The sequence below is a fragment of the Labilibaculum manganireducens genome, assembly GCF_963665805.2.
Taxonomy (GTDB): domain Bacteria; phylum Bacteroidota; class Bacteroidia; order Bacteroidales; family Marinifilaceae; genus Labilibaculum; species Labilibaculum manganireducens.
Genome location: NZ_CAXXEE010000003.1, coordinates 49,566 through 64,775 on the forward strand (window position 1 = coordinate 49,566; position 15,210 = coordinate 64,775).

The 15,210-nt window shown below is 35.9% G+C and carries 9 protein-coding genes; 5 read left to right on the forward strand and 4 right to left on the reverse strand.

The window, feature by feature from the left end; all coding sequences use genetic code 11:
- The first annotated feature begins 71 nt into the window (after positions 1 to 71).
- The 5 genes from ACHZAX_RS00270 to gcvH all read left to right on the forward strand — a co-directional run bounded on the left by ACHZAX_RS00270 (position 72) and on the right by gcvH (position 11,701).
- Entirely contained in the window at positions 72 to 1,511 is a 1,440-nt protein-coding gene (locus ACHZAX_RS00270) for a leucyl aminopeptidase family protein (protein ID WP_320017618.1), read from the forward strand.
- A 249-nt stretch (positions 1,512 to 1,760) separates the two neighbouring features.
- On the forward strand, positions 1,761 to 2,816 hold the full coding sequence (gene pdxA, locus ACHZAX_RS00275; RefSeq protein WP_101309915.1) for a 4-hydroxythreonine-4-phosphate dehydrogenase PdxA: 1,056 nt from the start codon (positions 1,761 to 1,763) through the stop codon (positions 2,814 to 2,816).
- 142 nt (positions 2,817 to 2,958) lie between these two features.
- Positions 2,959 to 3,540, forward strand: a complete 582-nt coding sequence (ruvA, locus tag ACHZAX_RS00280) for a Holliday junction branch migration protein RuvA (protein WP_320017619.1) — start codon at positions 2,959 to 2,961, stop codon at positions 3,538 to 3,540.
- A gap of 42 nt (positions 3,541 to 3,582) precedes the next feature.
- Positions 3,583 to 11,151, forward strand: a complete 7,569-nt coding sequence (gene sov / locus ACHZAX_RS00285; RefSeq protein ID WP_320017620.1) for a T9SS outer membrane translocon Sov/SprA — start codon at positions 3,583 to 3,585, stop codon at positions 11,149 to 11,151.
- A 175-nt stretch (positions 11,152 to 11,326) separates the two neighbouring features.
- Positions 11,327 to 11,701: a glycine cleavage system protein GcvH gene (gene gcvH, locus ACHZAX_RS00290; RefSeq protein ID WP_101309912.1), complete on the forward strand. Its 375-nt coding sequence runs from the start codon at positions 11,327 to 11,329 to the stop codon at positions 11,699 to 11,701.
- A 212-nt stretch (positions 11,702 to 11,913) separates the two neighbouring features.
- On the opposite strand, the gene ACHZAX_RS00295 is transcribed toward gcvH, so the two are convergent.
- The 4 genes from ACHZAX_RS00295 to tnpB form a co-directional block, all read right to left on the reverse strand.
- On the reverse strand, positions 11,914 to 12,177 hold the full coding sequence (locus tag ACHZAX_RS00295) for an IS66 family transposase (protein ID WP_320017621.1): 264 nt from the start codon (positions 12,175 to 12,177) through the stop codon (positions 11,914 to 11,916).
- On the reverse strand, positions 12,149 to 13,246 hold the full coding sequence (locus tag ACHZAX_RS00300) for an IS4 family transposase (RefSeq protein WP_320017622.1): 1,098 nt from the start codon (positions 13,244 to 13,246) through the stop codon (positions 12,149 to 12,151). Before ACHZAX_RS00300 ends, ACHZAX_RS00295 begins: the two co-directional genes overlap by 29 nt.
- An 83-nt stretch (positions 13,247 to 13,329) precedes the next feature.
- Entirely contained in the window at positions 13,330 to 14,574 is a 1,245-nt protein-coding gene (locus ACHZAX_RS00305; RefSeq protein WP_320017623.1) for an IS66 family transposase, read from the reverse strand.
- A 74-nt stretch (positions 14,575 to 14,648) separates the two neighbouring features.
- On the reverse strand, positions 14,649 to 15,011 hold the full coding sequence (tnpB, locus tag ACHZAX_RS00310; RefSeq protein ID WP_320017624.1) for an IS66 family insertion sequence element accessory protein TnpB: 363 nt from the start codon (positions 15,009 to 15,011) through the stop codon (positions 14,649 to 14,651).
- Positions 15,012 to 15,210: the final 199 nt, after the last annotated feature.

Sequence of the window (15,210 nt, forward strand, 5' to 3'; positions counted from 1 at the left end):
AATATCAAGTTCGAAGTATTGAGGAATTACTGTGTTGATCGATATGGTTTTTCACACTAACATGAGTTCCGATGAAAATAGAAGTAAAAAGCTTTCAGAAGCCAGATGAGAACGAGAACATTCTTTTTTTGGCAACTGCCGGGAATTATAAAAACCTTCCTCTTTCCGAGCAGGAGATGAAGTTTGCTGAAGAGCAAATTGCCGCCGAGAATACGTTAATAGAGTTGAATCGTTATACGCACAAAATTTATTTGCATGTGGCAGATAATAAAAAGTATACTAATTCCGATTTGGAGAAAATGAGGAAGCTGGGCTTCTCTTTTCATACCAGGATTCAGGAAAGTAAAATCACCAAAATTGTTTTGCAGGATTATCTGAACGATGCAGAGGCTATACTTGCTTTTGCTGAAGGTGTTGCCCTGACAAATTATCAGTTTCTAAAATATTTTACCGATACAAAAAAACAAAAGCATACTCTGGAAGAAGTAATTATCTATAGTGACGCTGTCAGCTCAACACAGCTTAATGAGTTAATTGCACTTGTTGAAGGGGTGAAGTTTGCACGCGAACTTGTAAACGAACCTTTAAGTTATCTTACAGCTGAAAAATTAAGTGAAGAAATTCAGGAAATGGGAGTTAAAGCTGGATTTACTGTTGATGTTTTTGGAAAGAAAAAGATTGAAAGTTTAAAGATGGGCGGACTTTTGGCCGTGAATAAAGGCAGTCTCGACGAGCCTACTTTTTCTATATTGGAGTGGAAATCGAAAGAGGCGGTTAATTCGAAACCAATTGTTTTTGTTGGAAAAGGGGTTGTATACGATACCGGCGGATTGAGCCTTAAGCCAACTAAGGACAGCATGGATCTGATGAAATCTGATATGGGTGGTGCAGCATCGGTAGCCGGAGCAATTTATGCAATTGCGAAAGCTAAACTGCCAATTCATGTAATTGGCTTAATTCCTGCAACAGACAATCGTCCTGGTGGAAATGCTTATGTACCCGGCGATGTTATTAAAATGTACAATGGGAAAACTGTTGAGGTTTTAAATACAGATGCTGAAGGAAGAATGCTTTTGGCCGATGCTCTTAGTTATGCAGATCAATATCAACCGGAATTTGTTGTCGATTTAGCGACATTAACAGGTGCTGCGGCTGTGGCTATCGGGAAGTATGGCATGGTGGCAATGGGGAATGAGGATAGTAAGGATAAGATGACTCAATTAAAGGAGTCAGGAGAGAAAGTTTACGAAAGACTGGTAGAATTTCCTTTTTGGGAGGAATTTGGAGAGCTGATAAAATCGGATATCGCAGATTTGAAAAATATTGGTGGTCGTGATGGTGGAGCAATTACAGCAGGAAAATTTCTGGAACATTTTACGAATTATCCATGGATTCATCTCGATATTGCCGGACCGGCGTTTGTAAGTACAACAGATAATTACAGAGGTAAAGGAGGCACAGGTGTTGGGGTTCGCTTGTTATTTGAATTTATTAAACAATATCGATCGTAGGAATAATTGAAAAGATGATGCTCTTTTATTGAATCTTTCTATTTTTGTAATGATTTTTTTAAAATTTAAGGCACAAATGTTTTGCAAATGTATTTCTTAATCACTCTGTTAATCGTATTGATAAAGTCAGAGAGTATAAGAAGTAACGATATAGCTGATCATTTTCCAGTTCACTCTATTTAAATAGCATCGGATTAAAATTGGACTTTTGAAAGTGATATCAGTCCACTGATATAAAATAAACAGCAGATGAAAAACACTAAAATAAGAGTTGGAATCACTCATGGCGATATTAACGGAATTGGCTACGAGGTTATTATTAAAACCTTGATGGATGAAAGGATGTATGAAATTTGTACTCCAATTATTTATGGCTCTCCAAAAGTTGCAGCTTATCATCGAAAAGCACTCAACATAGAAACTTTTAGTTTGAATAATATTAAGGAAGCTCAGGAAGCACATCCTAATAGAACAAATATTATTAACTGTGTTGATGAAAATATAAAAGTTGAGTTAGGTAAATCAACAAGCAGTGCCGGTGAATCTGCATTTAAGGCTTTAGAAGCTGCTGTTGCAGATTTAGAAAAGGGATTAATTGATGTGTTGGTTACAGCGCCAATAAACAAGAAGAATATCCAATCTAAGGATTTTGTTTTTCCGGGGCATACAGAATATTTGGAAAGTAAATTGAATTCCGGTAAATCGTTAATGCTTTTAATCAGCGATAAGCTAAGAGTGGGTGTTGTTGCAGGTCATGTGCCTATTTCCAAGGTGCCTGAGGTTGTTTCAAAAGAAAATATTATTAGTAAGCTAAATATTTTGAATAGTTCTCTTCAGAAGGATTTTGGAATTAGAAAGCCACGAATTGCTGTCTTAAGTCTAAACCCGCATGCAGGTGATGATGGATTGATTGGAACAGAAGAGATCGATGAAATAATTCCTGCTCTGGAAGAGGTTCGTGAAAAGGGAATAATGGCTTTAGGTCCCTATCCTGCTGATGGTTTCTTTGGTTCTTCAGATTACATGAAGTTTGATGCCATTCTGGCAATGTATCATGACCAGGGCTTGGCTCCATTTAAAGCTTTGGCATTTGATTCAGGGGTAAATTTTACCGCAGGATTATCTAAAATACGCACATCGCCTGCCCATGGTACAGCATATTCTATTGCCGGAACAAATGTTGCATCTGAAAAATCTTTTCAGCAGGCATTGTATATGGCTATTGATGTTTTTAGGAACCGGGAAAATTTTGAGGAAATTAGTAAGAATCCTATGCAAACATCAGAAGCATCAAAAAATTCGTAATAAATTATTAACAAAATAGTAAAAAGAGCGGTTAAATTTAAATCGCTCTTTCTTTTTTTGTTAAAAGCGAAGCATTGATTATAAAATTTGCATATTTTTACATATTTTAAGGATCTAAACAGAAAAATTCAATTCATATTTTATGTTTGAGTATATTAAGGGAGTTATTGATGATCTCACACCCACCTCAGTAGTTATTGAAACTAGCGGAATAGGTTATTTTTTAAATATTTCATTGAATACATATTCGAAATTGTCGGGGCATAAGGAGGCACAATTGTATTTGCATCAGGTTGTTCGAGAGGATGCTCATATATTTTTCGGTTTTTTTGATGCTAATGAACGCGGTGTTTTCCGACATTTAATTTCGGTATCAGGAGTGGGAGCTAATACAGCACGAATGATGCTTTCATCTTTAACGCCTTCCGAAATTCAAACTGCTATTGTTACAAGTGATGTGAAAACGTTACAGGGAGTTAAAGGAATTGGAGCCAAATCGGCACAACGAATTATTATCGAATTAAAAGATAAACTTGGAAAAGATACTGATATCTCTGACTTTTCTTTACCACAGAACAATACTACTAAAGAAGAAGCGTTATCTGCTTTAGTGATGTTAGGTTTTGCGAAGAATTCAGTAACTAAAGTTATCGATAAAATATTTACAGCAAATCTTGATGCAAGTGTAGAGGATTTGATTAAGCTGGCCTTGAAACAATTATAATTGAAGAACGTAATTGCTTTACTAACCTAAGGTAATCAACCATTGAAGAAACTTATTAAATATACTCTGACCTTATTAATAGTGTTGTTCTGTAGTGCTTTGGGAAGTAATTACAGCTTAAGTGCCCTTAATTCTAATCCTGAATTTGGCATTCAAACTGTGCAACAACAGGATACTGTCAAACGATCTAAAAATGACTCAGGACGTGTAATCAATTTGAAATCACCATTTCATAAAGACAATCCTGATGCAAAGGACAATTCACTTCCTTACCCCTTTGATGATGTAAACGATAATCAAGAGTTTGGTTCTCAAAACCAATCTCCATTGTATCTTAAGGATCCAAAAAATATTCTGACATCTATTCAGTACGATGCTGTTACTGGGAATTATATTTTGGTGACGCGAATTGGAGATGTCGATTACCGTCGTCCGATTAGTATGACTGCAGAAGAGTACAAGCAATACGAAGCAGAAAAATCTCTTCGGGATTATTGGATGGAACGCAGCCGGAGTGATGGGACTGCAGGAAGTAATGAGTTAGTGCCGGATTTAAAATTAGGAGGGCAATTTGTTGATAAAATTTTTGGCAGTAATACAATTTCCATAAAACCGCAAGGATCAGCCGAGTTAACTTTTGGTATTAACACAACCAAGGTCGAAAACCCAACTCTTCCTGTAAATCTAAGAAAAACAACTAGTTTCGATTTTGATGAGAAGATTCAAATGAACGTGACTGGTACAGTTGGCGAGAAGTTGAAGATGGATGTGAATTACAATACCGAGGCCACTTTCGATTTCGAAAATCAAATGAGGCTGGAGTATTCCGGTGATGAAGATGAGATTATTAAGAAAATTGAAGCAGGTAATGTTTCCATGCCTATTTCAAATACCCTTATTACAGGGGGACAAAATTTATTTGGAGTTAAAGCCCAAATGCAATTTGGTAAGCTATCTGTAACTTCTATTTTTTCGCAGCAAAAAGGGGAGACCAGTGTTGTTGAGATGGAGAATGGAGCGCAAAAAAATGAGTTTGAGATTTCAGTAGATAAATATGAAGCCAACCGACATTTCTTTCTTTCCAAATATTTCTACGATCACTACGATCAATCTCTGCGAAATCTTCCTGTAATTAATTCAGGAGTTACAATCAATAAAGTTGAAGTTTGGGTGACTAATAAAACCTCTAATTTTCAGGATTCCCGTAACCTTGTGGCTTATGTTGATTTGGGCGAAGATGGTGCAAATATTTCCAATCCTTCAGAATTTTCGCAAACAGGAACGGGAACTTTGCCTAATAACGAGTTGAATGATTTGTATCAGAAAATGACAACCACTTATTCTGGCATAAGAGATATTAATCAGGTTACAAGTACATTATCCCCATTAGCTCCTGGTTTTGTTAGCGGAACAGATTACGAAAAAGTTGAAAATGCCCGCAAATTATCTGAATCGGAATATTCTGTGAACGAAAAATTGGGTTATATATCCTTAAATCAGGCATTAAACGCGGATGAGATTTTGGCTGTTTCGTATGAATATACCTACAGAGGACAGGTGTTTAGAGTTGGAGAATTTACCAGCGATGGAGTGAGTGCTCCTCAAACACTCATCATGAAATTGCTGAAAGGAACCAATCTTAGTCCCCAAATGCCAACATGGAAATTAATGATGAAAAACATCTATAACATTGGGGCTTTTCAGGTTAACCAAGAGGATTTCATATTAAATGTGCTGTATCAAAACGATAATGCGGGGACGGCAGTAAATTATTTGCCGGAAGGGGACATTAAAAATAAAATTCTTCTCGAAGTCTTGAATGTAGATAATCTGAACTCACAATTGGATCCGGGTGCAGATGGAATGTTTGATTTTATTGATGGGATTACAATCTATTCTACAAATGGCCGAATCATCTTCCCGGAAATTGAACCTTTTGGCAACTACCTTAGAAAAAAGATTAACAATGATGCAATTGCAGATCAATATGTGTTTGAGGAGCTTTATAATTTAACTCAAAATGATGCACAGCAAATTGCCGAGAAAAATAAATACAGTCTGAAAGGTAGTTATAAATCGTCAACAAGTTCAGAAATCTCTTTGAATGCTTTAAATGTGGAACCAGGTTCGGTTAGTGTTAAAGCTGGAGGAAGAGAACTAATAGAGAACATTGATTATACTGTTGATTATACATTGGGAAGGGTGAAAATAATCAATCAAAGTTTATTGGAATCAAGTACTCCAATTTCCATTTCTTCGGAGAATAATTCGCTGTTTAACATTCAGACCAAAACGTTGATTGGGGTTCAAATGGATTATCAGTTTAATGATGATTTCAATCTGGGTGCAACTATGATGCATCTTTCAGAGCAACCTCTTACACAAAAGGTTAATATTGGTGATGAACCAATTTCGAATACTATTTGGGGTCTGAATGGCAGCTATAGAACCGAATCGGAGTTCCTGACCCGCATGGTGGATAAAATTCCATTTATCGAAACAAAAGAACCTTCATCAATTGCTGTTGAAGGTGAATTTGCTCAATTGGTACCAGGTCATAATAAAGCAATTGGTAGTTCGGGTACGGCCTATATCGATGATTTTGAGGGAACCGAGACTTCGATTGATATGAAAAGTTTGAGTTCATGGGTTTTGGCTAGTACTCCCCAAAATAATGAAGCTTTATTTAAGGAAGGAGATTTGAATAATGATTTAGCATATGGATATAACCGGGCAAAACTGGCTTGGTATGTAATTGATCCTTTATTTTTGCGCAATAGTTCTGCAACACCGGGGCACATTAAATCGGATAAGGATCAGCAATCAAATCACTTTGTCCGAGAGATATTTGAAGAAGAAATTTGGCCAAATAAAGAGAGAGCCTCCGGGGTTCCTACTAATATTTCGGTTCTGAATTTGGCCTACTACCCTGATGAAAAAGGGCCTTATAATTTTGATGTTGATGGACAAGCCGGGATTTCTCAGGGTATGAATCCTGATGGTACTCTTAAAGCTCCGGAATCGAGATGGGGTGGTATTATGCGTAAAATTGAAACCAACGATTTTGAAGCTGCAAATATTGCTTACGTTGAGTTTTGGATGATGGATCCATTTGTTTACGAGCCAAATCATAAAGGGGGAAATTTATATTTTAATCTTGGAAATATTTCCGAAGATATATTAAGAGATTCAAGAAAATCATTTGAGAATGGGTTGCCTGCGGATGAAAATATTACTTTGGTAGATAGTACTAAGTGGGGACGGGTTCCTTTGGTGCAATCACTCGTAAATGCTTTTGATAATAATACAAATGCAAGAAGATATCAGGATGTTGGATTGGATGGATTGAATTCCAAAGATGAGTTGAGTTTCTATAAGGAATACATTCAGGCAATTAGTATTTCGGCAAACCTCGGGACAGGTTCCGAGGCATATGTTTTGGCTCAGAATGATCCGTCAAATGATGATTATCATTATTTTAGAGGAGCAGATTACGATAGTGATGAGCTAAGTATTTTGGAACGTTATAAAAAGTATAATGGTCCGGAGGGGAATTCACCAACATCTGAGCTATCAGGAAGCGCATATCCTACATCCGCAACAACATTGCCTGATGTAGAAGATATTAACCATGATAATACTCTGAGTGAAACCGAAGCATATTATCAATGCAAAGTACATTTGGCACCGGCAGATATGCAGATAGGTCAAAACTTTATTGTGGATAAAGTGACCAGTAATGTGGATTTAGCTAACGGAACGAATGGCTCGGTTGATTGGTATCAGTTTAAAATTCCGGTTGATGAATTCAAGGATACGTATGGTAATATTAGTGACTTTACGTCGATTCGTTTCATGAGAATGTTCTTAAGGGATTTTGAAGAAGATGTGGTTCTGCGTTTTGCCACCCTTGATTTGGTTCGTGATGATTGGCGAAGATATGATCAGTCTATTAACGAAAATGAAACGGATGATATCGTATCAGAAGCTGGTTTCGATATTACAGCGGTAAATATTGAGGAGAATGCAAGTAAAGAACCGGTAAACTATATTTTGCCACCGGGAATTGATCGGGTTGTGGATCCGAGTAATCCTCAGTTAATTCAATTGAATGAGCAGGCTATATTGTTGAAAGTTACTGATTTGGAAGATGGAAAAGGGAAAGGGGCCTACAAAACTCTTAATATGGACATCAGAAAATATGGTAAGTTCAAGATGGATGTTCATGCTGAGGGGATTGAAGGTTATTCTGTGAGAGACGAAGAAGTGAGTGTATTTGTTCGTTTGGGATCAGATTATCAGGACAATTACTACGAATATGAAATTCCCATGCGGTTAACACCTGCTGGTCTTTATAACGGCGATATTGAAGAGGATCGTTTAGCAGTTTGGCCTGATGAAAATAGGTTTGATTTTAAGCTTCGTTTGTTTCAGACAATAAAGCAGTTAAGAAACGATGCTGTACGCGGTACTAATGCGAAATATTCCGACATATATGATTTAACAGTTGGTGATTTGTCTAATGATGCCGATCCGCAACATCAAAATCATATTGTAAGAATAAAAGGAAATCCAAATTTGGCAAACATTAGAACGGTTATGATTGGGGTGAAAAATCCCACCAATGATGCTGCCGGAATGGATGATCATCAACTAAAATCGGTAGAGGTTTGGCTGAATGAAATGCGATTGACGGATTTTGATGAAGATGGAGGTTGGGCTGCAAATCTGCGGGTAACAACAAAATTAGCTGATTTTGGTACAGTAACTTGGGCTGGAAGTAAAATTACATCTGGTTTTGGAGGGATAGAAGATGGTGTTAATGATCGATACAAAGATGATATATTTCAATATGATTTATCAGCCAGTTTTGAGTTAGGTAAATTCTTTCCTGAAAAATCGGGAGTTCGTATTCCATTGTATTACGCTATTTCTGAAGAAACAAAAAGTCCGGAGTACAATCCTTTAGATCCGGATATCCCACTGGATGTAGCACTTGAGAATGCGAATTCAAAAACAGAGCGGGACTCCATCAAAAAAATGTCTCAGGAATATACGAAAAGAAAGAGTTTTAATTTAACGAATGTTCGTATAGAAAAGGCGGAGGGAAAACCTAAATTGCTTGATGTTTCGAATTTATCTCTTACCTATTCCTACAACGAAACTTATTCAAGAGATGTGAATACGGTTCGTGATTTGGAAAAGAATTACAGAGGTGTATTGAGTTATAACTATAATAATGTGCCGAAAAATGTTCAGCCGTTTAAGAGGGTTAAAGCATTTCAAAATCCGATGTTCAGATTATTAAAGGATTTTAATTTTTACTATCTGCCAACACAACTTTCTTTCCGATCTGATTTGCAGCGCTATTACCGTGAAATTGAGAAAAGGCATATTCCTGAAATAGGAAGTGGAAACACAGAGCTTGCCACTATTAAAATTAAACCTACTTTCGATAAGGATTTTATATGGTATCGTTATTACGATTTAAAATACAACTTAACGAAAGGACTAAAGTTTGATTTTTCAGCGACAAATACATCTCGAATTGATGAACCGGAAGGAATTGTTGATAGAGATAGAGATCGTGAAACCTATAATATTTGGAAAGATTCCATTTGGAATAATTTAATGGATGGTGGGCGAAATATTCAGTACCATCATAATTTTAATCTTACTTATACGGTTCCAATAAATAAAATTCCATTGTTGAACTGGACATCCGTTACAGCACGGTATGCGGGGGCATATGATTGGAATGCCGGAGCAATAACTGCCGATACTATCGAGTTGGGAAATACCATTCGAAATTCCAATAATATACAGGTAAACGGGCAGCTAAACCTTGTTAATTTGTACAATAAAATTGGTTTGCTGAAAAGAATTAATCAAAAATATGGTTCGAACCGGAAATACAAAAAGAAAACAGAGAATTACAAGAAGGTTAATTATGAAGGTACTGTTGCTGAGTTGAAAGCTGGAATTCCTACCTCTATATACCATAAATTGTCAACCGAGGATATCTCCATTAAGGTTTACGATACTCAGGGAAAAGAAGTAAAGGTTAAGGTAAAATCTGTAACAGGTAACAGAGCTAAGATTACTTCAAGCGAGAATGTGAAAAATGTTCGGGTAAGAGTCAATGGCAAGCTTTCGGAGAGTGAAGGAGTTTTTGCCTTAATAGGGGAGAATTTTCTGAGAACAGTAATGAGTGTTCGTAATATTTCGGTTAATTATTCAGAGATTAACTCAACAACTTTACCTGGATATATGCCGCAAACAAATTATTTTGGTGGTGAGTCATATAACGGAACCAAGGCTCCTGGTTTTAACTTTTTGATTGGTAATCAGGATAATAATTTTGCCAGAAGTGCGGCCGAAAAAGGTTGGATTACGACCGATGAAGCTTTGAATGAACCATACGTAATGAGTCATACTCAAAATTTTACCATAAGAAGTACTGTTGAACCGGTAAAAGGATTGAAAATTGATTTAACGGCAAATCGTAATTATTCAAGAAACCGAAGCGAATACTATATTTACGATTCGGGGAATGATAATTTTACAGCCGAGAATCTTGTTAAATCGGGTAATTTCAGCATGAGTTTTTTAAGTTTGAAATCGGCCTTTTTTACAATAGGGAATACAGGAGATTACTCTTCGGCCTATTTCGATAAATTTTTAGATTTAAGAAAAGAAGAAAGTTTACGATTGGCAAAAGAGAGATATGGTGAAAATTATGAGGACAAAAAAATATTCACAGAAGTTGTTGTAGGAACAGAAACAACGAAAGTAGAGACGGATTACTATGAAGGTTACGGAGAAACATCTCAGGAAGTTTTAATTCCTGCTTTTCTTAAAGCATATGGCAATGGAGGAAAAGGGTATAATAGTTTGTTCCCGGCCATTTCCCGGATGAAACCAAATTGGAGAGTGACTTTCGAAGGCTTATCCAAACTTCCGTTAGTTAAGAGGTATTTCAAATCTATAAATTTGAGTCATTCATATAGTGCAACATATGATGTGGGTTCGTATAATACCAATTTAACTTACGAGGAAGGTGACGACGGATACAGTATTATTCAGGATATGGCGCATAATTTTCTACCTCTTTATGAAGCCAATTCAATTTCCATAAATGAGCAATTCAATCCTCTGATAAACGTCGATATGATTTGGAAGAATAATTTCTCGACGAGTTTTGAAATTAAGCGCACACGAAATTTGATTCTAAGTTTATCAAATACCCAGTTAACAGAAGTGGCTTCTAATGAAATGATTTTTGGTTTGGGATATCGATTTGATGATTTTGGTATGATAATAGGTTCGGGGTCTAAGCAAAAAAAATATAAGAGTGATCTTAATTTGAGGGGAGATCTATCAATTCGTAAGAACAATACCATCATTAGAAAAATTGTTGATGAAGTGGATCAGTTAACATCAGGACAGAAAGTAGTAACAGTTAAGTTTAGTGCTGACTATGTTTTGAGTAACAGATTTAATTTAAGACTGTATTACGACCGGATTGTAAATACTCCTTATGTTTCGCTTTCATACCCAACTACAACTACTGAATTTGGTGCGAGTATTCGTTTTACTCTTGCGAATTAGAGGTTTTACTGTTATGCACTTATATTCTGATTTTGCAGTGATTATTAATCATCAGATAGAATGAATAAGAATAAGTTCTAAAACATTCAATTACGTATGACGTGATATTTTATAATTAAAAAAAAAATGTAAATTTGGGCAGTAATTTAATACTCTTAATAAACAACATACTATCATGAATGTACCTGAAAATTTAAAGTATACCAAAGATCACGAATGGATTCGTGTTGAAGGAGAAGAAGCCTTTGTTGGTGTTACTGACTTTGCTCAAGGAGAGCTTGGAGATATCGTTTTTGTTGAAGTTGAAACCGAAGGCGACGAATTAGATAAAGAAGAAATATTCGGAACTATTGAGGCAGTTAAGACTGTTTCAGACATGTTTATGCCAATTGGGGGTGAAGTGTTAGAGTTCAATGAGAAATTGGAAGAGGCTCCGGATTTGATCAACTCTGATCCATATGGTGAAGGTTGGATTGTGAAAATTAAAATTGCTGATAGTTCAGAATTAGAAGAATTATTAACTGCAGAGCAATACAAAGAATTATTGTAGTTATTCAATATGTAATGAAACCCTCATACCAACCGTGTGAGGGTTTTTTTATGGATTAAAATCTTTAGTGTAAAAAAATAATTTAGGATTTATGGTAAGCGTCTCCGGGTCGCCACTCCGTCAAAAAAAAACACCCCGTCAAATTTTGGTTCAAAATTGACGGGGTATTAAAATATCAGATATTACTCAGCCCACTTATCAGGAAGCAAGTTTCACATTTGTTCGTTGGTCATGGTTTGGTGTTCTGCCAGATGCTGTATCACATCTTTGAAATAAGAAAAGGTATTCACATTGTTGAGTCTGCATGAAATAGCCAGAGAATATAGTTTCGCAGTTCTGGCAGCTCCAGCATTAGAGCCACAGAAAAGCGAATTGCGACGACTAATGCTAATGTAACGCATTGGTCGTTCAATCCTATTATTATCCAAATCGTAATCTGTAGATATTCTAAGTACATGACAAAAACTTGAACACATTTATATTGTTCTGATTTTCTGAATTTAACAAGACGTTTGCAATGTAAGATAATCCACATTTGAATATACTTTTAGCTTTTCGTCCATGTTTTTTTATTTTAATTTTCTTCACATTTTCATGTATGAATATTCCGATTTTATAACACCAGACGAAAGCTATCATAACAAGAAGAGTCAGTTTCTCAATTCGATCAATGGCTTGTAAATGTGTTTTCTCAATGTCAAAGCCACTTGATTTCATTGCTCTGAAGCAAGTTTCTATTTGCCAACGCTCTTTATAATTTATTTGAGCCTGCTCTGGTTTATTGAACGATACGATCATCAATAATTCTTCCTCTTTTTTTTTGCCTTTTTGTTTACATCCAGAGATATAGCAAAGCTGTGATCCCATTCTAACAATTCGTTTATAATGAACAAACTCCCCAAACTTAAGCGATTTAAACAACCATGCTGCTTTAATTTCCTCATTTTTATGAGGCACGTAAATTTTGAAATTATTCCTGATTCGGATATAATATCGAATACGATTTTCATTTAGATATTCGATCCATTTATCTCCAACAAATTCACGGTCAGCCATCAAACAGTCAATACATTCCGTTCCGAAAAGCCGTATGAATCGGTTCACTAAATCAATTCTCTCCCGGCAATTGGAATTGCCACGTTTATCCAGCATAGAAAACAGCAGAGGGAAAGCCACTCCTTTATAAGTTACACCAAGCATGAAGATATTGATATTAGTTTTCCCAAATTTCCAATTTGTTCTGTCAATACTAAGTCTCAAGTTTTCTTTTTGGGGTAATAATCCAAAAATGAGTTTTGCAACCAAATCAGAATCTAACATGAACTGCGCGATAAAACGTTGAACACGCCTTAAACATGATTCTGCCTGAGCCTTACTATCAAATGCGTTAGCTAATTTTTCGAAACCTACAGTCTGGACTTTGCATAGGGCAAACACAAACATGGAAATAAATTTCAGACGTGATAAATTAACTTTTCCTTCAAAATGGGTATTCAATATTGATATGAATTCCTTACTTTTACTCTCGACGTTGATTTTCTTCATTAGAAAAATGAGTGGTATTATTCTTCTAAGATAATGAAAATCAACGTCTTATCTAAATCTACAGAGACTTATTTTATTGATAATCAATGATTTGTATTATTGTCATGTACTAAGGTAGATATTATAATATTGTAAATCGATTCCAGTTCGTTGAGACAGTATGCAGTGGCTTTATTTAAAATATGGTTGGGTAGTATTTCAGGGTCTCGATCAATAGTCCTGAGTTTTTTTTCTAAATCGGTGTAAACTTTCAAGGATTCTTCTTTCCATTTTTCTTTTGGTTTCTTTTTTCTGATCATGTAAAACTGGTTGTACAGGTCAATAATATTTTGTGCTTTTGGTTGTTCTTGAATCTCTATAAATTTTCGTTTGCAATGTTGAATACAACCTAATCGCATTGCTTTTGGATAATTCCACCCTTCAAGTACTTTGTACGAGCTGTAACCATCAGTCTGAACGGCTCCTTTATAATCTTCGGACAGGTAGTTTGTAAATACCTTTTTGGCTCTTGATCCATTTTCATAAATGAACTGAATCAAATTATTTTGATGGGACAAAGCACTCCAAAAGTAACCTTTGCGACTTCCTTTATCGCCGTCTAATACGGTATGATAGGTTTCATCGAAATGGATATAAGGATCTGCAAGAATAGCATCCTTAAGGTGTGGCATCAATCTATCGAGCAGGTCCGCTGATTTTTCGATTAAGCCATGAACAGTTGCTTTGGGGATATCAATGCCCATCTCGTTCAAGTATTTCATAATGCGTTCTACGGGCATGCCGTACACATATCTTTGTTGAATTAGGTGTGCCAGTATCGAGCTATCGAAGTTGGAGTTCTGAAATGGCGCCACTGGAGCTTTTCCTTCAAAAAAGTTATCACCCATCCGATATTTCCTGCAGCGATAAATATGTTTGATCAGTCGGGGTGGTATATATGTATACCTTATCACGTCACGGTGAAACAAGTAAACAGCAACTTTTTCATCAAAGCCGGCATCGCAAGGCAGTACATCTTCTACAAGCTCTTCAATATTATCGTAAACCTTTCGTTTAGCACCATTATTACCTCTTTCTTTTGGGGAAGGAGCTGGTTTTTTATCGTCTGCAACAGGAGCTGTATATTTACGTTTTTCGGTCTTTTTAGGAAAGTTTATATTCGCAAATCGCTTCAACTTTAGGGCATCTTTATCCTTCTCTAAAAGTACTGCCTTTAAAGCAGCTAACTCTTTAGCTTGTTCTTCTATGGTTTTAGTCAAAGATGCCAGTACATCTGTTAATTCTGAAATCTGTTCCTGATAAAAAGCACTTAACTCTCTGTTTGTCATGATATAAAGATACAAAAACAGTAGGGTTTCACCATGCAAAACACATACTATTTTTGTATCTTTTACGCTCTGTATCAAGTCGTTATCATGGCTTTTAAGCGAAGTTCGTTCGAATTGCTTTTGTGTTTTATTGAGTTGACGATTTGATCAAGAATAGTACTTTCTACCTCAAAGAAAGGTGCATCGCCTACTTGTTGTGGCAGAGTATAGCAGCCCAATTCAAGCTTCTTGTTGTAAAGAACAAATCCTTCTTTTTGCCATCGTAAAACCTTAATTGATTTACGCGTGCTACCAACAAAAACATAAGCATTGCCATTTAGTGCATCCTTTTTACCTAAAGTCTTTACCAGATGATAAAGCGAATGGATTCCCTTACGCATATCAACTGGTTCGCGAAAAAAATAAAAACGTGTCGTTGCCGTGAAATTGAAAATCATAGTACATCCTTTTTATGTGAATTTTAAGAATGTAAAAATCTAAAATCTTATCGAAAATCCATATGCGCTATTGTGGAGACGGATACGATTTATGCCTTTTGAATATTAGTAATTTCGAACGATACAGAGTATTAAATTGTAGCCCTTTATACTCTTAACTTGCAATTTAAAAAATCTGGAATACTGATTTAGGAATATC